We start from the raw sequence: 22,183 nt of genomic DNA, 5'->3' as shown, positions 1-22,183 counted from the left end.
GCTCCTAGCTTCTGACTCCTAACTCCTTTCAACCCATGCAACTTATTCAATATCCGGCGCAGCAGGAATGGGCGGCCTTGCAGCAGCGAGCCGCCGCGCAGCAAGCCCAGGACGTGGAGCAGCGGGTGCAACAGATTTTCGAGGATGTGCGCCAGCGCGGCGACGCGGCCCTGCTCGACTACGCCCAGCGTTTCGATGGCGCCGACCTACGCGCCGGGCTTCGGGTGAGCCCGGAGGAATTGGCGGCAGCGGTAGCGCAAGTGCCTTCGGAATTACAAACCGCTATTCGGCAGGCCCACGCCAACATCTGGAAATTTCACGCCACCCAGCGCGAAGAAGAAAAGCGGGTGGAAACCATGCCGGGCGTGAGCTGCTGGCGCCGGGCGGTGCCCGTGCAGCGGGTGGGGCTCTATATCCCGGGGGGTACGGCGCCTTTGTTCAGCACGTTGCTGATGCTGGGAGTGCCCGCCCGGTTGGCGGGTTGCCCCGAGGTGGTGCTGTGCACGCCGCCGCAGGCCGACGGCTCCGTGAATCCGGTGATTCTGTTCACGGCTCACCTGCTCGGCATTCAAACCATTATCAAAGCGGGCGGGGCGCAGGCCATTGCGGCTTTGAGCGGCGGCACGGAAAGTGTGCCCGGTGTCGATAAGATATTCGGGCCGGGCAACCGCTACGTGACGGCCGCCAAGCAGCTGGCTACTCGCTACGGGGTGGCCATTGATATGCCGGCTGGTCCATCGGAGGTATTGGTTATTGCTGATGATTCGGCGAATCCGGTGTTTGTGGCGGCCGATTTGCTGAGCCAAGCCGAGCACGGCCCCGATTCGCAAGTGATTCTGCTTTCCGATTCGCAGGCGGTACTTGAGCAAACCAAAGCCGAGGTACTGCGCCAGCTAGCCGAACTGCCCCGGGCCGCCGTAGCCGAGCAGGCCCTGACAGAAAGCCGCGCCATTTTGCTGCGTACGCCCGAGGAAATGCTGTATTTCTCCAATCAGTACGCCCCCGAGCACTTGATTCTGGCCGTGCGCAACCCCGAGCAGTTGGCCGAGGGGGTAACTAGTGCCGGCTCGGTATTTTTGGGGCACCTCACGCCCGAAGCCGCCGGCGACTACGCTTCCGGCACCAACCACACGCTGCCAACCAACGGCTACGCCCGCAACTACAGCGGGGTGTCCTTGGATTCGTTTTTCAAGAAAATCACGTTTCAGCGCATCACCGCCGAAGGCTTGCTCAACGTAGGGCCGGTGGTGGAAACCATGGCCGAGGCGGAGGGGCTCCAAGCCCACGCCCGTGCCGTTACGCTGCGGCTCGATGCCATTCATAGTGCGAACAGTACGCCAACCGAACCCGCCCGCCCGGCGCATAGCTAGGCAAGGCTGGTGAGTTGCCGCCGTGGTGTCGGTGTTCCCCAACCTTGCCCCAGCTTCGGTTTTCCTGTTCTCTATTCTTTGATACCGTACTTCATGTTTGATTTAGAAAGTCTGGTGCGCCCCAATATCCGGGGTATGAAACCGTATTCTTCCGCCCGCGACGAATTTCAGGGCGAAGCCCGCGTTATGCTCGACGCCAACGAAAACAGCTTGGGCAGCGCGGGCCCCGAGCAGTTCAACCGCTACCCCGATCCGCAGCAGCGGGCCGTGAAGCAGGAACTGGCCAAGCTGAAACAAGTGGACCCCGCCCAAATCTTCCTGGGCAACGGCTCCGACGAGGCCATCGACTTGTTGGTGCGCCTCACCTGCATCCCCGGCCAAGACAGCGTGCTGCTTTTGCCCCCGACCTACGGCATGTACGAAGTGGCGGCCAACCTCAATGATGTGCGCATCGAGCGAATCCAGCTCACCACTGATTTTCAACTCTCGCCGGAAATCGTGGCTGGGGTGGTGGCTTCCGAAGCCAAGCTGGTGTTTTTGTGCTCCCCGAACAATCCGACGGGCAACTTGCTGCACGCCGCGGCAATCGAAGAAATCCTAGGCGGTTTCCGCGGGTTGGTGGTGGTGGATGAAGCCTACGCCGATTTCACCGACGCGCCCAGCTGGACGACTCGCCTGGCGGAATTCCCGAACCTGGTGGTGATGCAGACCTTCTCGAAAGCCTGGGGTTTGGCAGGGTTGCGGTTGGGTATGGCTTTCGCTTCGCCGGAAATCATCAGCTACCTCAACAAGATCAAGCCTCCTTATAATATATCGGAAGCCACCCAGCAGCATGCCCTGGCTGCGCTGCACGACGCGCCGCATTTCGAGCAGATGCGCCAGCAGCTCCTGGCCGGCCGCACGTGGCTGGCCGAGCAGCTGCCGACGCTGCCCATCGTGGCCGAAGTGTTTCCGTCCGACGCCAACTTCCTGTTGGCGCGGTTCCGCCCCGACGCCACGGCCGTCTACGACTACCTGCTGGAGCAGGGGGTGGTGGTGCGTAACCGTACCACCCAGCCGGGTTGCGCCGGCACGTTGCGCCTGACCGTTGGCACGCCCGCCGAAAACGAGCTGCTGGTGCAGGCCTTGCGGGAGTTCAACCTCGCTGGCTAAGTAGTTATGCAGCTAGTGGTGTTTTGCGGCATTCAGGCTACGGGGAAGTCCACCTTCTACCAGCAGCGCTTCTTCCATTCGCACGTGCGCATCAGCCTGGATCTGCTGCGCACGCGTAACCGGGAGCAACGGCTGCTGCAATTGTGCCTGGAAACGCAAATGCGCTGCGTCATCGACAATACCAACCCGACCCAGGCAGAACGGGCAGTATATATTAAGGCGGCCCGCGCCGCTCAATTCGAAGTAGTCGGCTACTTTTTCCAATCTGTGGCCGCCGAGGCGTTGGTGCGTAACCAGTTGCGCCCACTTGAACGGCAGGTACCGGACAAAGGCATCCGGGCGACGCGCAACCGGCTGGAGCTGCCGGCCCGCGCCGAAGGCTTCGATCAGCTCTACTTTGTGCAGGCCGTCGGCAACGAGGCTTTCATTGTTAACGAGTGGCAAGATGAAATTCGATGATCTGGATACGCGGTTGCGGGTGTTTGAAACTGCCCATGACCACTGTGCGCTACCCGGCCTTTATCTGGTGGCCCGCCTCGACGGCCGCGGTTTCACCCGGCTTACTAAAGAGGTGCATCCCTTCGAAGCGCCGTTCGATGTGCGCATGCGCGACTACATGACGGAAACCACGCGCCACTTGTTGGAGTGTGGCTTCCGGATGGTATACGGCTACACCCAGAGCGACGAAATATCTTTGCTGCTGCACCCATTGGAAGATTCCTTCGGGCGGAAACTGCGCAAGTACACCTCGGTGCTGGCAGGGGAGGCCTCAGCCAAGTTCTCGTTGCTATTGGGAAGCATCGGCGTTTTCGATTGTCGGGTTTCCCAGTTTCCCCGCGTCCAGGATGTCGTTGATTATTTTCGGTGGCGGCAGGAAGACGCGGGGCGCAACTCGCTCAACGCGCATTGCTACTGGCTGCTTCGCAAGCAAGGGCGGACGGTGGCCGAAGCTACTGCACAGGTGAAAGGCCAGCGCACCGCCACCAAGCACGACCTATTATTTGCCAATGGCATCAACTACAATAATCTGCCGGCTTGGCAAAAGCGGGGGATAGGGTTGTACTGGGAGGAATACTCCAAGCGCGGCCTGAACCCAGTGCGGCAGGAAATGGTGGAAACCAGCCGGCGCCGCCTTGCTACCAATCTGGAACTGCCGCTGGGCGAACCGTACAGCGAGTTTGTACAAAGTTTATTATTGGCTGGTACATAACAGGCCGCCACTTTTCCTTTTACCTCTCATCACCCTGAACCGACCCGTACGCTGGCGGTATCTTCACTTCATGAAAAAAGTTCTCTTCATTGACCGGGACGGAACCATCCTGGTAGAGCCCCCCACCGATTTTCAAGTGGATGCGCTAACGCCCGAGAAATTTCAGTTTGTACCCGGCGCCATTACGGGGCTGGCCCGTATTGCCCGTGAGCTAGACTATGAGCTGGTGTTGGTAAGCAACCAAGACGGGCTTGGCACTGCGAGCTTCCCGGAAGATACTTTCTGGCCAGCCCACACGATGATGTTGGATATTCTGCGCTCGGAAGGAGTGGCGTTTGCCCGTGAGCACATCGACCGGAGCTTTCCGCACGAAAACCTGCCCACCCGTAAGCCCGGAATCGGGATGTTACAACATTATACGGGAAAGGATAGTGAATACGATCTTGCTAATTCTTTTGTCATTGGGGATAGGCTCACAGATATAGAGTTGGCTGAAAACATTGGCTGCCAATCTGTCTTGATTAGAGAGGAGGCTGATGAGCGGGCCGCCTTAACTACTACCAGCTGGGAAAGTATATACCAATTCCTGCGTCTGCCTGCACGCACTGCCGTAGTACAAAGAGATACCAACGAAACCAAGATTCGGGTGGAGTTAAACCTCGATGGGAATGGTCGTCCGCAGATGCACACGGGGCTAGGCTTTTTCGACCATATGCTCGACCAGCTCAGCAAGCACTCGGGAGTGGACATGAAGATCGAAGTGCAGGGCGACTTACACATCGACGAGCACCACACGATAGAGGACGCGGCTATTGCGCTGGGCGAAGCCTTCACCCAGGCACTCGGCGACAAGCGGGGGCTGGCCCGCTACGGCTTCCTACTACCAATGGACGACGTGCTGGCGCAGGCGGCCATCGACTTTTCCGGTCGGCCCTGGATGGTATGGGAGGCTGAGTTCAACCGGGAGAAGATAGGGGATATGCCTACCGAAATGTTTAACCATTTCTTTAAGAGCTTCTCCGATGCTGCCCGTTGCAACCTCAACATTAAGGCTGAAGGAACCAATGAGCACCACAAGATTGAAGCCATTTTTAAGGCGGTGGCCAAAGCTATAAAGATGGCTTTAGTGCGTGACGCAGGCAAGATGGAAATTCCAAGCACCAAAGGCATCCTGTAGATTTTATCCATATGTTTATACAAATGAGTAAGCCGATGTAGGTGTTCAAGTTCTGACTAAAATCAGGAAGGAAGTGTTTTAAATCATGGTTTACCATTTGTTTAAACATATGAGTAAAGCGAAGTATGCCTCTAATAACTAGCAAATGGAAATAGCTGTAATAGATTACAAGGGGGGCAATGTGCAGTCTGTTCTATTTGCCCTCGACCGGCTAGGCGTGCGGGCCACTCTTACGGCCGACCCCGAGGTTATTCGTCGGGCCGATAAGATCCTTTTCCCTGGTGAGGGGGAGGCTGCTTCTGCTATGCAGGAGTTGCGGGCCCAGGGCCTCGACCAGTTGCTGCCAACTCTCACGCAGCCCTTTCTGGGTATCTGCCTGGGTATGCAGTTGCTGGGTCAGCACAGCGAGGAAAACAATGCTGATCTGTTGGGGATTCTGCCCTTCGATGTAGTGCGTTTTCCAGTGAGCCCCGGCTTCAAGGTGCCGCATATGGGGTGGAATACCTTGCAACAGCTCCGCTCTCCTTTGTTTGCCGGGCTGCGGGAAGAAGACTACGTGTACTTCGTGCATAGCTACTTTGCCCCGGTAGGAGAGTACACCATTGCGGAGGCGGCCTACCCGACTCCCTTTAGCGCCGCCGTGCAGCACAAGAACTTCTATGCTGTGCAATTCCACACCGAAAAGAGCGGCCCAGTTGGGAACCGCATCCTGGAAAACTTTCTGAATCTGTAGGCTGATAAAAGCAAGGGATGGCAGAAGCTTCTGTGACTGCCATCTTAGCCAACACAGCAACTACGGCATCTACTATCAACAACAACCATGGAAATAATACCCGCCATTGACCTCATCAACGGGCAATGTGTCCGCCTGACGGAAGGAGACTTCTCACAGCAGACCACGTACGACTCGGACCCAGTGGCCGTAGCGCAGCGTTTCGAGCAGCAAGGTGTCAAGCGGCTGCATCTGGTAGACCTGGATGGCGCCCGGGCCAAGCGCCCAGTGAATCTGCCGATACTGGAGCGCATTGCGGCCACCACGTCGTTGGTGATTGACTACGGGGGGGGCTTGCAAAGTGAGCAGGCCGTGCGGCTAGCGCTGGACGCCGGGGCTCGGCAGGTAACGGCTGGCAGTATTGCCGTGCGTGAGCCCGCGCTGGTAGGAGAGTGGCTACACTCGTTTGGGGCAGAGCAGATCATTGTGGGGGCCGACTTTCGCGACAATCACATTGCTATCAATGCTTGGTTGGAGCAAAGCGAGCGGACGCTACAAGAATTTCTGGCGCATTACCTGGCTGCTGGTGCTACCACGTTCATTTGCACCGATGTTAGCAAGGATGGTAAGCTGCAAGGACCCGCGCTGGATACGTACCGGACGTTGCGGCAGGTTCTGCCCGAGGCCCGTCTGATTGCCAGCGGCGGGGTTACCACCCTGGCTGATGTCGAGGCCCTGGCGGAAGTAGGGATGCACGGGGCTATTATCGGTAAGGCACTCTACGAAGGCACTATCACGCTCACAGAACTGCAACCCTGGCTGTAGGCTCGTTTTCCGATGTTGGCTATTCGGTGTAAAGAAGCATCAACCAACACGAAAAGCGAGCAACCCACAATGAAAAACGAAATCCAATGCTGACCAAACGTATTATTCCCTGCCTCGACGTAAAAGATGGCCGGACTGTGAAAGGGGTGCGCTTCGAAGGCCTACGTGACGCCGGCGACCCGGTGGCGCTGGCGTCACGTTACGCCCGCGAGGGGGCCGATGAACTGGTCTTTCTCGACATCACAGCCACCAACCAGAAACGGGCCACGCTAGTGGCGCTGGTGCGGGACGTAGCCCGGGAACTGGACATTCCGTTCACGGTAGGTGGGGGTATCGGCACGGTGCAGGACGTAGAGGCCTTGCTGATGAATGGGGCCGACAAAGTCAGCATCAACTCCGCCGCCTTGGCCCGCCCCGAGCTTATTGATGAGCTTGCCCGCCGGTTCGGGTCGCAGTGCATTGTGGTGGCCGCCGATGCCCGCTACCATGCCCCCGACGGCTGGCAGATCTATACCCGGGCCGGCACCCACAACACCGGTTTCGATGCCGTACAGTGGTGCCGGGAGGCAGCCGACCGGGGGGCGGGCGAAATCCTGCTCACGAGCATGAGCAACGACGGCACCAAGGATGGTTTTGCCCTCGATATTACGGGGGCCGTCAGCCGGGCGGTATCGGTGCCGGTGGTGGCGTCGGGGGGGGCGGGTTCTAAGCAGGACTTCACTAACGTATTCCAGCAGGCCGACGCCGACGCGGGGTTGGCGGCCAGTATCTTTCACTTCGGCGAAATCGGTATTCGGGAGTTGAAGCAACATCTACGCCAGGACGGTATTCCGGTCCGGCTATAAGCTTGTTTTCGGTTGTTGGCTTCGTCCGGGTCACTAGCGGCCCCCCGCAACCGAAAAACTATAAACCAATAACGAACAATCAACTATGGATTTCGCTAAAATGCCCGACGGTTTGCTGCCGGTTATCGTGCAGGATGCCCATACCGGGCAGGTGCTGATGCTGGGCTATCAGAACGAGGAAGCCTTAACGAAAACGCAGCAGGAGGGACGAGTAACGTTTTTTTCCCGCTCCAAGCAACGGCTCTGGACCAAGGGTGAAACCAGTGGCAACTTTCTCACCGTAGTCAGTATCCACCCCGATTGTGACCAGGACGCCCTACTCATCCTGGCCATCCCCGACGGGCCCACCTGCCACCGGGGTACCACCAGTTGCTTTGAGCAGCCAGAACAGCAGGCGTATCCGGCGCCGGCTATCAGTTTTGTGGCGGAACTGGAGCGGCTGGTGCAGCGGCGGCATCAGTTTCCCGAGGAGGAGCCTAATTCCTATACAGCCTCGCTGTTTCGGAAAGGACTCCTGAAAATGGCCCAGAAAGTAGGAGAGGAGGCTGTGGAAACGGTTATTGATGCCGTAGCTGGTAATGTGGAAGGACTAAAAGGCGAGGCAGCGGACCTGCTGTACCATTTAGTGGTACTACTCACCGCCTCCGGTCTCAGTCTGGAAGATATTGTAGCAGTGCTCCGTCAGCGTCACAGCGTTATCTCGCAAGGAATACGCCGTGAAGGATAGTTAAGTCAGTTTGCCCGCCACAGAAAAAGCCTCGCCCGTATACGAGCGAGGCTTTTTAATTTATATATGAAATTTACTATGTAATACTAGGTTAACTGCCTACGAATCTTGTCCAACAGGATGCGCGCAATCTCTAGGTCGTCGGTATCCTGAATATGGAGTTGGGTGTCTAGCCCCGGACCGCTGATGTGGATCATGAAGGTAGGAGAGCCCGAAGTGGAGGGAGCAGGCGGCGTTGGTGCCGCGACCGGAGTTGGGCGGTAAGTGGGAGGAGTTTCCGCTGGAGATGCTTCCGTAGCCGGAGGGGTATAAGACGGTGCTTTATTATATGCTTCAGGCGCAGGGATTGGAGTGGAGCTGTTTACCGAAGCTGGAGCCGAGCCATGAAGGCCAAATAAAGCAGATATAGGGTCCATGTCCGCACTTTCAGGAGCAGCAGGTCTGCTGACAGCTGGGTTAGGTACAAATGCCCTGTTGGAGCTTATACTAGGGGAAGCAGTATCCTGGTCTAAATCATCATCCGTCGGTTGTGTTCCGTCAGATTCGTCGGTAGTATTCAGGTCACCTGCTGGTGCCGGCGCTGCTTTAGACTCAGTAGCTCCCTTAAACAGATTTAGTGGCATCTCCCCGCTGGCCAGTTCCCGCCGGGGACCTTGTTGTGCTGAAAGCTGGTCGATATCAGCAATTACATTCCGTTCATCAATAATACCCGTCATGCGTGCACCTTCCACAAATGCTTTGGATACATTCTGAGCATTGATTTCTTCGACACCAAACTCTCGGATAAGCATGATGTCAAACATGTGTACTGGTAATTCCCGGTTACGAAACTTGCGACATATCTGGGTGAAGAGTGGTGGGTGGAGGAAAGCTTCCCGGTGGTACAGTATCTCTTCCTGTTTGTCGTAGGCATGTTTGATGCGCCGAAACAGGTTCGTAGTTGTTAGTAACTCCCGTTTACTGGTAAGCAAGCCAAACTTAACTGCTGAACCTAGAATAGCTTTAAAGGAGCCACTGACTTTACGATTAAGCTTACGGGCACACGTTTCAATGGAACATTTACCTCCTGTATCATCTACCACTTCAGATACCTCCCAGGCACTCTGGTATGTGGTCCTTGGGTAGTCTATGGTTTTAGGCATAAAGCTAGTTGAATAAGTGAAAAGCAAGTATAAGAAAAATAAGTATGTAAAAGTAGATCAGAGTATAAAATAGCCTAAATAATTTATACTTTCTTATACTTTTTATGCTTTTATTTACTATTGTATCTTTATTAGCCTCCCTGTTTAATGACTTTCACACTATTTCTTACTGTAGTAGATTATATACCAAACTATCGTCACGCGGGCTGGCGGGCCGGGATGGATAAGCACCTATTTGAAACAGGTATTTAGCTCTTATTACACCTTGCACTGAATAGCCTGACAATTTGATCCTGTAGTAATCAGGTGTCCTTATAACAGCCAAAACAAAGCAAACAGATGGCCATGCGCAAATCAGTTGCGCAGCTAAAAGAGGAGAGGAGCAAAGAAGGTTATGTTCATAGAAGCTTATGTGCAACTGGCTGCTATGTGTTTCAGATTACACCAGAGCTTTGTTCTCTAGATGATACGCATGTATGTTTCTACAAGCGCTTTATTACTGCTGGCTCAATGTCGCTTCAGCGGTAAGCAAGCCGACCCAAAGCCAGCTCTAGGTTGCTAGTCAACGATACTAGCTACCACCCGGCACTTGGAATTGAGAGGACTTGGGAGGCTACTATAGCTTCGGTTTCTTTATGCTGTTTGGCAATTACATTGAAGCAAACGAAATGGTTGGTGGTCGAACCACCGAGGCCAGTTTTTCTTGTCGAGCCAAATACTATAAAACTGACACCCGGCATCCTGGAACACTAACAATTGCACGGTTGGATTCAGTACAGCCATTGTAGTTCATGCCAGTGGACAGTCTCAGTTTCGGTCAGGCAATTCAATCCGTAGTAGACGTAGACCACGTACTAAAGCAAACCATATTTGTCTTATAATTTATATTATGTTAAGTAGAGCTTTCAAAAACAAACCTCTCCTGTTGTATGAGAGGTTTGTTTACTTAGTTAGTTGGCTCCTGACATCTGCGTGTTCATCCGGTTTGCATCAGCCGTGCGCCCTAGCTGGGTGTATGCTTTCTGCAAAGCAGTCATTGAAGCTCTGTCTTTCGGATTGACTGCAAGACCAGCTTCGAAGTAAGGAATTGCCTGCTGGAAATACTTCTTCGATTCAGCCTCCTTGGCTTTACCTACTTTTTGGTAGGTCGCCAAGCTCATACCATTCAGCGCCTTGCTTACTTCAGCACCTTTATTGAAGTAATATACCCCAGCGTTATACTGAGCATCAAAGTTCTTCGGATCCAGTTCAACGGCTTTCTGATATGCCGCCAATGCCTGCTCCGGCTGCTTCAGCTTATCATATACTGAGCCAAGAACGGTTTGCAAGTTGGAGTTGCTTGGATCCAACTCAATGGCGTGCTTCAACTTATCAATTGCCTGCTTATCTTGACCAGCGCTGATAAGGCGGTTCAAGTCTTCGAGTACAAAGTTCTTGTTGTTCGGATACGCAGCCAGCGCGCCTTGTAGCACTTTGCTGTATTCTGCTTCGTTTTTTTCCTGACGGGCAATTTCCAGCATACGGCCGTACATCTGGGCCGACTTATAGTTCATACCCTGTAGCTGACTGTACGTCTGCTTGGCAGCGGCATAGTCTTGCTTTGCTTCAGCAGCATAAGCAGCATATAGATACGCCGTGGTATCCTGCGGACGGATTTGCTGGGCCATTTTGTACGACTTCATTGCTTCGTCGTAGTTTTTGCCATTGTAGCTTTCCACGCCGGCGTTCAGCGCCAAACCATACAAGTTATCCAACTTAGCGGCGGCCTGCTTACCGAACTCGCCATCTTTACCGTCCAGCTCAATAGCTTTCTTATACGAATCATAGGCAACGCTAGTACCTTCACCCGGCTTCAGCCCTTTGCTGTAAATCGGGTTGCTGGTCATGGCGTCGTAGATTTCGCCGCGCGTATACCAGGTTTTGGCCTTAGTGGAGGTTTTTTCGTTGGCAATGGCCTTATCAATCTCAACACGGGCTTTGTCGAGCAAGCCCTGGCGCTGATTCAGGATGGCATTGGTTACAGCCGAGTTTTGGGCCGAAGCAGAAGTTAAAGCTGCAGCAGCTACAAGCGTCAGAAAAATCTTCTTCATGGGGAGGTTTGCGTGAAGAATGTGGTGGAAAGGAATTGCTGAACAAACGGGAGAAGCCGGCGCAAAGTTCAGCTTGCCGGTTTTCTATAAATATGGGTCAAAGCAGAAGGAACACCTCTATAAATTCAGAGAAGCATCCCTCCTGCTCAGACCGCAAAACTACTATTTACTCATTATCATCGGCCGAGTCGTCATCTTCCTCTTCCGGCTCATCAGTATCGTCGTCGTCTGTGTCGTCCACATCCACAGTGTCCTCAACGTCGGCAGCCATACCAGCTACCCCATCAAGGCTACCTTCTGTTCCGGCGAGTATACCAGCAACGACTGCTTCATCAGCAAGCTCTTTCTCGTCTTCGGCCGCTACCTTGGCTACCGACGATATAGCGTCGCCGTTGCTCAACCGAATCAAGCGCACCCCCTGGGTGGCCCGCCCGATGGAACGCAGTTCCTTGGCCACGCTCATCCGGATAGTGATACCCGACTTGTTGATGATCATCAAATCGTCAGAGTCTGAAACAGCTTTAATAGTAACCAAAGCGCCGGTTTTCTCGGTAATTTTCATAGCGCGCACGCCTTTACCACCACGGTTGGTGATGCGGTATTCCTCCAGCGGGCTACGCTTACCGTAGCCGTTCTCAGAAACTACCAGCAATTCTTCCTGGCTGTCGTTAGCAATGCACACCATCCCAACTACCCGATCCTGCTCGTCGCCGAGGGTGATACCGCGTACCCCGGCAGCCGTGCGGCCCATCGAGCGCACTTTGCTTTCCGGGAAGCGCACCGCCCGACCCGAGCGCAGGGCTACTACCACTTCCGAGTTGCCACTCGTCAACTGCACGTCGAGCAGCCGGTCACCTTCGTTAATGGTAATGGCGTTGATACCCGCCGTCCGGGGCCGTGAGTAGGCTTCGAGCGGCGTTTTCTTCACCGTGCCCTGCTCGGTGCAGAACATCAGATAAGTGTTTTCCAGATAATCTGGGTCGCGCAAACCGCGCACGTTCAGCACCGACCGAACGCTGTCTTCCCGCGGAATTTCAATCAGGTTCTGAATCGGCCGACCTTTGGCGGCTTTACCAGCCTCGGGCACTTCGTACACTTTCAACCAGAACACCCGACCTAACTCGGTGAAGAACAGCAGGTACTCGTGTGTAGTAGCCACAAACAGATGCTCCGTGAAGTCGTCCTGCTTGGAAGCGGCACCCCGGGCCCCTACTCCTCCCCGACCCTGCGTACGGTATTCCGCTAGTGCCGTGCGCTTGATGTAACCGTCGTTGGAGATGGTAATCACCATGCTCTCATCAGCAATCATGTCTTCCATCGAGAAGTCGCCGCCGGCGTACTCGATGCCCGTACGCCGCTTGTCGCCGTACCGCTCCCGAATATCGAGCAACTCGTCGCGGATGATTTGCCGCTGCAAGTCATCCGACGCCAGCACTGACTTCAGGTAATCGACCAGCTTCATCAACTCGTCGTATTCCTGCACGATTTTGTCACGTTCCAGACCAGTCAAACGCTGCAAACGCATGTCCAGAATAGCGCGGGCCTGCACTTCACTAAGCGAGAACCGCTCCACGAGTTGCGCCCGTGCTACTTCTCCGTCGCGGGAACCGCGAATCAGCGCAATAACTTCGTCCAGATGGTCAAGGGCAATAAGTAAGCCCTCCAAAATGTGCGCCCGCTTCTGCGCTTCCGCCAGTTCGTAGCGAGTCCGGCGCACGACTACGTCGGCGCGGTGCTCCACGAAATAGTGAATCAACTCCTTGAGGTTGAGCGTCATCGGGCGGCCTTTTACCAGGCACACATTGTTGACACCAAACGAGGATTGCAGCTGGGTGTAACGATAAAGCTGGTTGAGCACCACGTTGGGCATGGCGTCGCGCTTGAGCACGTACACAATACGCATCCCGTCCCGGTCCGACTCGTCGCGCAGGTCGGCAATGCCTTCAATGCGCTTCTCGTTGATCAGGCTGGCGGTTTTTTCGATCATCGAGGCCTTATTCACCATGTAGGGAATTTCGGTCACCACAATCTGCTCTTTACCGCTATCCAAGGTTTCTACGTGCGCTTTGGCCCGCACAACCACCCGGCCACGGCCCGTTTCGAAGGCCTGCTTCACGCCTTCGTAGCCGTAGATGGTACCACCCGTCGGGAAGTCCGGCGCCGTTACGTGCTCCATGAGCTCGGCAATCGTCACCTCGGAGTTATCCAGGTAGGCAATGATGCCGTTTACCACTTCCGTCAGGTTGTGGGGCGGCATGTTGGTGGCCATACCCACTGCAATACCCGTGGTGCCGTTTACCAGCAGGTTCGGAAACTTGGAGGGCATTACGCTGGGCTCTTCCAGCGAGTCGTCGAAGTTGGGCTGAAAGTCAACCGTATCCTTGTCCAGGTCGCCGAGCATTTCGTCGGCCAGCCGCTTCAAACGGGCCTCAGTGTAACGCATGGCCGCCGGCGAGTCGCCATCAACCGAACCAAAGTTACCCTGCCCGTCCACAAGCGGATAGCGTAAGCTCCAGTCCTGAGCCATGCGCACCATGGTATCATACACCGACGAGTCGCCGTGCGGGTGATACTTACCTAGTACTTCGCCCACGATACGGGCGCTTTTCTTGTAGGATTTGTTGTAAGAGACGCCCAGCTCGCTCATGCCGTAGAGCACGCGCCGGTGCACAGGCTTGAGGCCGTCGCGCACGTCAGGCAAGGCCCGGGAGATGATAACCGACATCGAGTAATCGATGTAGGCGCCACGCATCTCGTCTTCGATGTTAATCGGAATGATTTTTTCGCCTTCCGCCATAGGGAGAACTTAGTCGGCCGGCCGCTGCTTGGAAGGCAGTTCCGGCACCGTGAATGATGGTTGCGTTAAGCCTGCAAGATAGGCAAAAAAACCCGTTTTATTTAGATTTAACCCCGATTTCGGTGGTTCATCAGCCTTGTTATCCTGCTTAGCGCAAGGTCTTGCTCTTGTCGGCTTTACGCTTCTTCGAACGGGGATTATACACCTTGATTTTCTCCCCAATAGCGGGGTTCTGTTTCTTGAAAATCGGCTGCCCCCGGTACTTCACTCCATCATGAAAGTGCACCTTGCGGGTGTGGCACGACAGGATGGGGCAGGTGCGGCACGAAGAAACGACAACCAGCAGCAGCAACGGCCAGAGCAGCCGCAGGAATAGCGTATACATTTTCATGGCGGCAAAGATATTCAAACCCAAGGGCCCCGGCATCTACCCTACGTCCTGGCCGTTCCACTCCCGCAGAAACTGGGCAAGAAACTGCTCCATAAAGGCGTGGCGCTCCTCAGCTACCCGGCGGGCTGCAGGCGTGTGCAGCCGCTCGCGCAGGTGCAGCAGCTTTTCGTAGAAATGGTTGATGGTGGGCGCCGTGTTTTTCTTGTAGCTCTCGAACGACGCGTGCTGCACTGGCGCAATGCTGGCATCGTGCAACGGACGACCTTTGTGGCCACCGTAGGCAAACGCCCGCGCCACCCCAATAGCCCCAATGGCATCAAGCCGGTCGGCATCCTGCACCAACTCGCCCTCCACGGTACTCATGGGTGTGGGCACCCCAACGCCCTTAAAGCTGATTTCACGGATAATGGCCTCCACGGCGTGAATAACCCGTTCCTCCGCCTGCTGGCTTTCCAGCCAGGCGCGGGAAGCACGTGGGCCGGCTTCCTCGTCGCCATCATGAAACTTCCAGTCGGCTACGTCGTGGAGCAGAGCGCCCAGCTCGGTCACCAGTGGGTCGGCATGGGGCGTGTCGCGGGCTAGGGCGCGAGCCACCTGCCATACCCGCCGGATATGCTCCCAGTCGTGGCCAGAACCTTCATGCAGGAATTTTTCGCGAACAAAATTAGCGGTACGGGTAACCAGGTCAGGGGTAGTCACAAGGCGGAAAATGGGAGGTAAGACGCCGACCGCAAAATAGCGGAGCACCACAAAGCAACACCACAGCCGCGAGAAACCCGGCACTTCCCTCCTATTTCCCTCACTCGTCCTATAATTTCCACAGAGACTACACCGGCGCATAGTCGGCTAGCCACGCACCATTGCCAGACAGATAAAACACGTATCCCGCCGTCTAACATTTCCGCAGCATCTACCACCAGCACAGCCGGTCCACGCCGGTTACGACGCCACTATTGACGCACATGCAGCCGGAACATCTTGCTGGCATTACCAGTAATTAGCTGAATCAGGTACATTCCGGAGCTTAGGTTGCGGCTGCTAATGGCGTAACTGTAGCGCGTACCGGCTTGCCCGGTGCCGGAGGCTATGCGCTCAATTAACCTACCTTCCTCGTTGTAGAGCATAAGCGCGTAACGCTCTGCCGTTGGCAGCGTGAAAGCCACAGTAGTTTGTTTTGAGGCCGGATTCGGATAAACACTCACCTCAGCCTCACCAGACTTCAATTTCTGCGGAGCGGTGCTTGCACCTGCTGTCTTGATCTTCGCCGTAGTGGTTGACTCGGTGCCGACCACCGCACCAGTTGTTCCCCGCGTGGCCGTCAGGGTTGCTACATTAAGCTTGGCAATATTGACCAAGCCCGTAACCACATTCGCCGAGAAACTGTCGGCCCCAGTAACCGAAACGTTCTGTAAGCCCTCGGTCGGAATCAGCAGGGAGGCATCCTGATACAAGCTATACGAGGGCAGCGCCGACTTATCCACGGTCCAGGTTAGTGTGTTCCCGTTCGCCACGGGCGCACTAATGGGGCATTTCTTCTTCATTTCTTCGTACTCGGCAAATTCCTGCAAGTTGGCGAACCAAACATTATCGCCACCTACATTCAGCGGATGACGTTGAACATAGGCGTAAAAGGCCGCTAAATTGGCCGTCTGGCTCTGCGGAAAATGGTCAAAGCCCGAGAGCATCACCCGACGGCCAGCATTGTATTCTTCGGTGGCTAGTTGAAACTTCTCGTCGACCCATGCTTTAGCAGGGGTTCCCCAATCCTGGTTGAAAAAATAACGGGTAAGAATTAGCACTGTTGGCGGATCGTAGGGCACCGAGACCTTATCCAGGTAACGCACCTCACTGAAATGCCCATCGGCACTTTCCCCATTAGAACCATAACCCTGCGAAATAACCGCTAGTTTTTTAGGATCAGCAATAGTAGCGGCCACAAACCCGGGAAATCCGCCGGGCACTGTTACGGTCCGTGGAATAAGGTCGAGCTTTTGCAGAAACGTAGCGTCGGCATCGGCCAGCTGAGTGGCCGGGTAGTCGGGGCCGTGGTTAGAGGAATGGTTGGAGAAACCAATGGTCCGTTGAGCCCGGAGTGGTTGTAATTCAGCCCACGTAGCATACGCCGCATTTGGTGCCCCGTCGCGCCCTGGCTGGCCATTGATGAGCGTAGTTACCGCAAAGGTAAAGCCCGGCCGTAAGCTACGGCCAGCGCCATCGGTATAAGTAATACCGGGGTACGTCACCCCATCCGCGGCTGTTCCTCCATGAAGCACCTGCGGAATGCAAGTAACGTCTACTTTGCCACCGTCGTCGTCGGTGAGTTGCAGCCCAATACGCTTGTTGTATTTAAGTAGCGCATGGGTGGCCGTACGGGCAGCTGGCAAGGCCGAGTAGGTAGCCGTAATGGTATAGGTGCCGGTGGTGGAAGGAGGAGAAGGTGGCGTAGTAGGGGCCGTAATAGTAACCACTACTGCCTCACGGCCACTTTCACACCCCTGCACTACTTGCGCCACATAGTACGTTACGCTCCCTACGGTGTTGGTTGGGGGCTGGAAGGTAGCAGGTAGCGCCGTACCGCCGCTGGCCGTAGTATAGATGCGCAACGCCGCGCCAGCTGCCAGCGCTACGCTATTGCTTAGAGGAGCCGAAACAGTTCCTTGCACGTATGCTAGCGGAGTGGTTACACCAGGCTTGGCAGGCTCATTGACCGTTACAGCAATGGCAGTCCGGCTGCTTTCACAGCCTCCGGCCACCTGCGCAACATAATAGATACTAGTGCCCGCAATGCTAGTGGACGGCCGAAAATCGGGTATCGGACTACCTTGGGTGGCACTCGTATAAATCAGCAACGTAGCCCCACCACTTAGCGTGACATGACTGCTTAACAGCGCTGCCATACTGCCAACACAATACACGTTGGGCGCAGCAACAACGGGAGCAGCTAGGGAACAAGCCGGTGCCGTCGAGAGAACCTCAATAGCGCACACTTTTGGTACGCTGGCCTTACCTGCAATAAAAGCTAGCGTCAGCGCCCCATCCGCTACAGTTACTGTCAGCCGCTCGGTGGTGGCCGATAGGGCTCCAACTTTACGCGCAATATCATAGTTAGCCAGCACTTTCCTGCCCTCGGCATTTACATCGAACACCCGCTGGTTGTTTCGCGTGAAGGTCAATTCAGCAAAGTGAAGCACCACGGTGTAAGTACCGTTGGCTACTGGCAAAGCGTACGTGAATGCGCCGTTCCGGTCACTACGGTACAGCGCAGGGTCACTAGTACCCGCAATACTCACGCTAGAGCTAGCTGTAGCTGTACTACCGCCTGAAAAGTACTGATCAGCACTGAAGCTACCGATAGAAGTTGGTAAAGCTGCTCCGCCCGCACTTATCCGATAGATTGCGTTTTGCGTGAACCCATACCGGGGAAAGAGTACACTAAATAGTAACAAGCATGCCCATGCTGCTTGCTTATAGGCGTGGTGAAGAGGTGTTAGTTTCATACAGGATAGTCAGGTAAGTGTTAAATAACAGAACTCGCTGGATAGAGCAGAAAGAGAAAGGCAGCTAGTGTCTCCCTTCTTTATGACTATGTAGATACTACCCCAAATAGGAGGCGTATGTCAGTTGCATCGCAAGTAAACTATCAATTATAATACAAATATTTATTGATATAGCAATAAATATTTTACAAAGGCATTATACTTACAGAAAACCAGTTACATAGCTATTGTTTTCACATACCGAGAGTGGTATCTTTTAGTAGGCAAAGAGCGTGTAGACGTTGCTGGTGTATCCTGTCCGTTTCTCGCTATTGCTCCTGTGCTATGGAACGGTTGAGAAGGAATGTACGGACCACTTTACTGTGGCTAACTACTACAAGCAGTTTGTTTTCACTAGCAAACCTGCCAGCCCGAGCCACCATCCCCCAGCTACTAGCCACCCCAGCCGCCCGTTCGCTTCGTATGGCGCTTGATACTGTGGCATTGGGCTCGACAGCCACATACTCGCAGCTTCATTTGGTAGCTGGCCCAGTCGTGCAGCAATTCTATGCACAACGCAACTTCGCTCCTGCCTGGACCCACTTAGATTCACTCACCTGGAATCAACAGGCCCGACAAGCCCTAGCGTTGCTACGTAGCGCCCCCGAGTTTGGTCTTGACCCGCTAACCTATTCATGGTCGGCGCTGTCCGCCCTCCCCGACTCGTTGCAGCTACCGCCCACCAAAACCGCTACTACCGCTACTCTAGCTGGCTTCGAATTGCGCCTCACCGATGCACTGCTGCGCTTTTCCACGCACTTACGCTATGGCCGCCTGCATCCGCTCACGCTTACACCTACCGAATTTACCCAACCGCATGCACAGGAAGCAATCAGCGGGCTACTCCAGGCTTTAACCAGCCCTAATTTCTCTCCAACTTTTCTTACCTGCCAGCCAACCAGCCGGGCGTATCAGCAGCTTCAGCAGGCTTGGAGCCATACCCTACGCCTCTACCCCGACTCGCTACGCCCGACCACCGGCAATGCCGCCGACTTCCGGCGCGTAGCCCTTAACCTGGAGCGCCTGCGTTGGGATGTACACCTCCCCGACTCCGGCGACTACGCCTTGGTCAACATTGCCGCCTATCAGCTCCATCTGGTTCAGAGAGGGCAGGTGGTACAAACTCACCGCATCGTGGTAGGCAAACCCGCCACCCCCACTCCCACCCTCGACAGCCGGATTACTGTGTTTGTTACAGCCCCAGAATGGCGCGTACCTTATAGCATTGCAGTCAATGAAATTCTACCGGAACTTCAACATAACCCAGGATTTCTATCCGACAATAACTACTTTCTGCTCGACTACCGAGGACGGCGCGTAAATCCTTGGCGCGTGAATTGGCAGCGCCTCACGCCCCAAGCTTTTCCTTACACCATTCGACAAACGGCTGGCCGGCACAATGCATTAGGGAATATGGTGTTCTATTTCACCAATCAGCATGGTATTTACCTCCACGACACTCCCGCCCGAGCGTTATTCCGAGAGCCTAAGCGCGCCCGCAGTCACGGCTGCATCCGCATTGAGAAACCACTAGACCTAGCTACTTTCCTGCTAAAGCGCGAAGCCCAGCAAGGTGCCTTACCCGATATCCACCGCAATATTGCCTCTCATGAACGGTGTCGTTACGATTTAGCTCAGGGTCTGCCAATTCGGGTGCGATACTACACCTGCGATGTACAAAACAAACAGATTCGCTTTTACGCCGATATCTATTGCCAAGATGAAGCAGTAGCCACCGCATTTTTCAAGCCTTGACAATCAGGCATTTCCTGTTTTTGCGACATAAAATTTTTTAAATAGGCTTGGAAAACGCATTTGCTGACTTAGTTTTGCATCATCAGCACGCCTCCTTAGCTCAGCTGGTAGAGCAACTGACTTGTAATCAGTAGGTCGCTGGTTCGATCCCGGCAGGAGGCTCTTATAATTACAACCCGGAGTACCCGGAAAATGGCTTCTCGCGTAGCAGAGGCAGTTTTCCGGGTTTTTTGCGTCTAAGCCGCTCGGTGGTCTACGACGCGAAATCGGGGGTTTACGACGCGAGTCACGCCCCCCCTAACGCCCCCCTCCGGCAATGACTACCCAATTCGTACTCCGCACCGATAAAAAAGACAGCGTAGGGCGCTGTCCGGTGCATCTGGTGGTGTACCTCGATGGTGCCCGCCTCAAATGTGCTACCGGCGAGAAATGCAAGCCCGCCGAATGGAACGCAGACCGGCAGCAGTTCCGACGCTCATTCACGGGAGCCGACGAAGCCAATCAGTATCTGACGCTGCGCATCGAGCAAGTCAATGACTGGTGGCGTAAGCTCCGGGCTGCCGGCGAAACGCCGACTGTGGAAGGCTTGCGCAAAGCGCTGGCGCCCCCAACTGAAGAGCCGGTGGTTGAGAAACAGCAAGGGCTGGTGACGCTGATGGATGACTTTCGGACGGTGCTGCGCGGGCGGGGCTACATGTACGAAACCCTGCGGCATTACCTGGTCGTGCGCAACTGGCTGGCCGGTTATGAGAAAAAGCTGGGCCGGCCCCTGACCGTAAGCGGGTACGATCTGGCGGCTCATGACGGTTTTCTGGCTTTTATGACGATGGAGCGCAAGCTGTCGGCTAACTCCGTGTACACGGCGGTCAAAGCAATAAGCGAGGCTATACGCTGTGGATATGAAGCAGTTGAAAGTCACTTCTGCTGACGTGTATAAGGTGTATTTATCGGCGGCGGAACTGGAAAAGTTGCGCGTAGCGGTGCTGCTAGCCAATCTGGTGCCGGTACGGGAGGTGTTTCTGTTTTGCTACTACATGGGGTTACGCTACTCCGATTCATTGCTGCTGCACTCGGGCAACGTGAAAACCTGGTACGGTGGACGGGTGTTGCGCCTCACCTAAAGCAAAACGCGCAAGCGGGTCAGAATCTGCTGACGTCGGACGCGGCCTTAGTGATAGACCGGCACGCTGATGGCCAGCGCACCCGCTTGCTACCAATGCGGAACAATAAAGTGATGAACCGCTACCTGAAGCGGGTGCTGCGGCTGGCTGGGCACCCTCAACCGTGGAGTTGGTGCAGGTAATGGCCGGAAGCTTGGTTGAGACGCCGCTACATAAGTATGAGCTGGTGACCATGCACACCGCCCGCCACACAATTATTGCCGTACAGCTTGCATAACATCCTCAAGCAATTGGCGAGCATCTTCGTTGTGGCCATCGATTTCAATGACTTGATTGGGCATTACCGTTAGCCTTTGCAGATTGACAGTAGGAAGAGCTTTGCGCATGTTCTGCCCGCAGCTGACGGGTACCGTAGCGCTGGCCGTGGCGGGCAAACGCTTGTCGCACAGCGACTTGTTCAGGCGGGCTTAAGCACTAGGGTATTGTGTTCCGTCAGGCATTGCGAGAAGCTCCGCTGTAGCCGGGGTATGCAAGTGTGGAGTGCAACGGCTAATTGAACAGGTTCGGTATAGGACCGCCCAACTTGAGGCCGGCTTCCACAATAAGTTAACGGCCCGCGTACACAAACTGGGCAACAAATAATAAATGCAGGCCGCGAACAACGACCTTACCTTTGTTGTCTACGCGGTAGATGTAGCCTTACTATTGCTAGTAGATAGCAAGGCACCGCGCTGGCGTCCATGGTAGGTAGGATCCAGACGCGTTTAGTTTTTTCGGAAAGAGAGGTCGATGATCTTATCGTTGAACGTGGCATAAAACGACTTATTGCCACCGAGCAACAGGATTCTCATAGAACCTTCTCGTCTATCATCTCCAGTCTTCATTACAACTCTGTGAGATCAGAATTCCTTCTTCCAACATAATTGAATAATTAACTAATACCATACTATTTCTTTACCTCTTCTCTAAGTAGGCCGAGTTATAAAACAACACCGCCCCTCAACGGCGCGGGGCCGGAGGGGCGGTGTGGGGTACAGTAAGGTTGGCGGCGACCGACTCTCCCACCGATGAAGGCAGTACCATAGGCGCTCCGGGGCTTAACGACTCTGTTCGGAATGGGAAGAGGTGAACACCCGGGCTAAAGCCACCATTACTGGTGTCGCAGTTCGTGTTCCGAAACCGCGTCATGTTGTTGACACAAGGGCAAGAAAGAAAACCAGCGGTACAGCGTGCGTTGTTGGTAGAAGCGTTCGGGTCATTAGTACGGGTCAGCTGTGCGATTTCGCGCTCTACACTTCCCGCCTATCTACGTCGTCATCTCCGACGACCCTTC

Annotated in this window: 18 protein-coding genes, 1 tRNA gene and 2 rRNA genes; 13 read left to right on the top strand and 8 right to left on the bottom strand. The window is 54.9% G+C overall.

Features of this window, described 5'->3' with window-relative positions; all coding sequences use genetic code 11:
- Window positions 1–35 precede the first annotated feature (35 nt).
- The 9 genes from hisD (at window position 36) to hisIE (ending at window position 8,018) form a co-directional block, all read left to right on the top strand.
- Window positions 36–1,370: a histidinol dehydrogenase gene (gene hisD / locus G536_RS0111125; protein WP_022823671.1), complete on the top strand. Its 1,335-nt coding sequence runs from the start codon at window positions 36–38 to the stop codon at window positions 1,368–1,370.
- A gap of 93 nt (window positions 1,371–1,463) precedes the next feature.
- Window positions 1,464–2,522: a histidinol-phosphate transaminase gene (gene hisC, locus G536_RS0111120; RefSeq protein ID WP_026880062.1), complete on the top strand. Its 1,059-nt coding sequence runs from the start codon at window positions 1,464–1,466 to the stop codon at window positions 2,520–2,522.
- Between the two features lie 6 nt (window positions 2,523–2,528).
- Window positions 2,529–2,981: an AAA family ATPase gene (locus G536_RS0111115; protein ID WP_022823669.1), complete on the top strand. Its 453-nt coding sequence runs from the start codon at window positions 2,529–2,531 to the stop codon at window positions 2,979–2,981.
- The gene (locus tag G536_RS0111110; protein ID WP_022823668.1) at window positions 2,968–3,732 is read left to right on the top strand and encodes a tRNA(His) guanylyltransferase Thg1 family protein; all 765 of its coding nucleotides are present in this window, start codon (window positions 2,968–2,970) and stop codon (window positions 3,730–3,732) included. The genes G536_RS0111115 and G536_RS0111110 overlap by 14 nt, the downstream gene beginning before the upstream one ends.
- 70 nt (window positions 3,733–3,802) lie before the next feature.
- Window positions 3,803–4,909: a bifunctional histidinol-phosphatase/imidazoleglycerol-phosphate dehydratase HisB gene (gene hisB, locus G536_RS0111105; protein WP_022823667.1), complete on the top strand. Its 1,107-nt coding sequence runs from the start codon at window positions 3,803–3,805 to the stop codon at window positions 4,907–4,909.
- Window positions 4,910–5,054: 145 nt separating this feature from the next.
- Window positions 5,055–5,642 carry an imidazole glycerol phosphate synthase subunit HisH gene (hisH, locus tag G536_RS0111100; RefSeq protein ID WP_022823666.1) on the top strand — a complete coding sequence of 196 codons (588 nt, stop codon included), beginning with the start codon at window positions 5,055–5,057 and terminating at the stop codon, window positions 5,640–5,642.
- 87 nt (window positions 5,643–5,729) lie between these two features.
- Window positions 5,730–6,446 carry a 1-(5-phosphoribosyl)-5-[(5-phosphoribosylamino)methylideneamino]imidazole-4-carboxamide isomerase gene (gene hisA / locus G536_RS0111095; protein ID WP_022823665.1) on the top strand — a complete coding sequence of 239 codons (717 nt, stop codon included), beginning with the start codon at window positions 5,730–5,732 and terminating at the stop codon, window positions 6,444–6,446.
- Window positions 6,447–6,532: 86 nt separating this feature from the next.
- Entirely contained in the window at window positions 6,533–7,291 is a 759-nt protein-coding gene (gene hisF, locus G536_RS0111090) for an imidazole glycerol phosphate synthase subunit HisF (protein WP_022823664.1), read from the top strand.
- Window positions 7,292–7,376: 85 nt separating this feature from the next.
- Window positions 7,377–8,018, top strand: coding sequence for a bifunctional phosphoribosyl-AMP cyclohydrolase/phosphoribosyl-ATP diphosphatase HisIE (gene hisIE, locus G536_RS0111085; RefSeq protein WP_022823663.1), 642 nt, complete (start codon window positions 7,377–7,379; stop codon window positions 8,016–8,018).
- 86 nt (window positions 8,019–8,104) lie between these two features.
- Here hisIE and G536_RS0111080 read toward each other — a convergent pair whose 3' ends face one another.
- From G536_RS0111080 to G536_RS0111055, 6 genes are all read right to left on the bottom strand, one after another.
- Window positions 8,105–9,160 carry a hypothetical protein gene (locus G536_RS0111080; protein WP_022823662.1) on the bottom strand — a complete coding sequence of 352 codons (1,056 nt, stop codon included), beginning with the start codon at window positions 9,158–9,160 and terminating at the stop codon, window positions 8,105–8,107.
- A 950-nt stretch (window positions 9,161–10,110) separates the two neighbouring features.
- On the bottom strand, window positions 10,111–11,250 hold the full coding sequence (locus tag G536_RS0111075) for a tetratricopeptide repeat protein (RefSeq protein ID WP_022823661.1): 1,140 nt from the start codon (window positions 11,248–11,250) through the stop codon (window positions 10,111–10,113).
- A gap of 166 nt (window positions 11,251–11,416) precedes the next feature.
- Window positions 11,417–14,047 carry a DNA gyrase subunit A gene (gene gyrA, locus G536_RS0111070; protein ID WP_022823660.1) on the bottom strand — a complete coding sequence of 877 codons (2,631 nt, stop codon included), beginning with the start codon at window positions 14,045–14,047 and terminating at the stop codon, window positions 11,417–11,419.
- A gap of 148 nt (window positions 14,048–14,195) precedes the next feature.
- Window positions 14,196–14,432: a hypothetical protein gene (locus G536_RS0111065; protein ID WP_169515082.1), complete on the bottom strand. Its 237-nt coding sequence runs from the start codon at window positions 14,430–14,432 to the stop codon at window positions 14,196–14,198.
- Between the two features lie 42 nt (window positions 14,433–14,474).
- Window positions 14,475–15,137: an HD domain-containing protein gene (locus G536_RS0111060; protein WP_026880061.1), complete on the bottom strand. Its 663-nt coding sequence runs from the start codon at window positions 15,135–15,137 to the stop codon at window positions 14,475–14,477.
- A gap of 251 nt (window positions 15,138–15,388) precedes the next feature.
- Window positions 15,389–17,935 carry a malectin domain-containing carbohydrate-binding protein gene (locus G536_RS0111055; protein WP_084708586.1) on the bottom strand — a complete coding sequence of 849 codons (2,547 nt, stop codon included), beginning with the start codon at window positions 17,933–17,935 and terminating at the stop codon, window positions 15,389–15,391.
- Between the two features lie 384 nt (window positions 17,936–18,319).
- Here G536_RS0111055 and G536_RS30595 point away from each other — a divergent pair, with 384 nt between their 5' ends.
- The 4 genes from G536_RS30595 (at window position 18,320) to G536_RS0111035 (ending at window position 20,850) form a co-directional block, all read left to right on the top strand.
- A complete protein-coding gene (locus tag G536_RS30595) occupies window positions 18,320–19,729 on the top strand; it encodes a L,D-transpeptidase scaffold domain-containing protein (protein WP_022823656.1) in 1,410 nt (469 codons plus the stop codon).
- Between the two features lie 89 nt (window positions 19,730–19,818).
- A tRNA-Thr gene (locus G536_RS0111045) sits at window positions 19,819–19,891 on the top strand.
- A 154-nt stretch (window positions 19,892–20,045) separates the two neighbouring features.
- Window positions 20,046–20,657 (top strand): hypothetical protein, encoded by a 612-nt coding sequence (locus tag G536_RS0111040; protein WP_022823655.1) that lies wholly within the window; start codon window positions 20,046–20,048, stop codon window positions 20,655–20,657.
- Window positions 20,629–20,850, top strand: a complete 222-nt coding sequence (locus tag G536_RS0111035) for a site-specific integrase (RefSeq protein WP_157530570.1) — start codon at window positions 20,629–20,631, stop codon at window positions 20,848–20,850. The genes G536_RS0111040 and G536_RS0111035 overlap by 29 nt, the downstream gene beginning before the upstream one ends.
- Window positions 20,851–21,890: 1,040 nt before the next feature.
- Here the strand turns inward: G536_RS0111035 and rrf are convergent.
- Window positions 21,891–22,002, bottom strand: a 5S ribosomal RNA gene (gene rrf, locus G536_RS0111020).
- Window positions 22,003–22,087: 85 nt separating this feature from the next.
- Window positions 22,088–22,183: ribosomal RNA gene (locus G536_RS0111015) — 23S ribosomal RNA — on the bottom strand; the annotation flags it as partial.

It is taken from the genome of Hymenobacter norwichensis DSM 15439 (assembly GCF_000420705.1).
Lineage (GTDB): Bacteria > Bacteroidota > Bacteroidia > Cytophagales > Hymenobacteraceae > Hymenobacter > Hymenobacter norwichensis.
The sequence above is the reverse complement of the archived record's forward strand: the minus strand, read 5'-3'. Positions and strand labels throughout refer to the sequence as shown.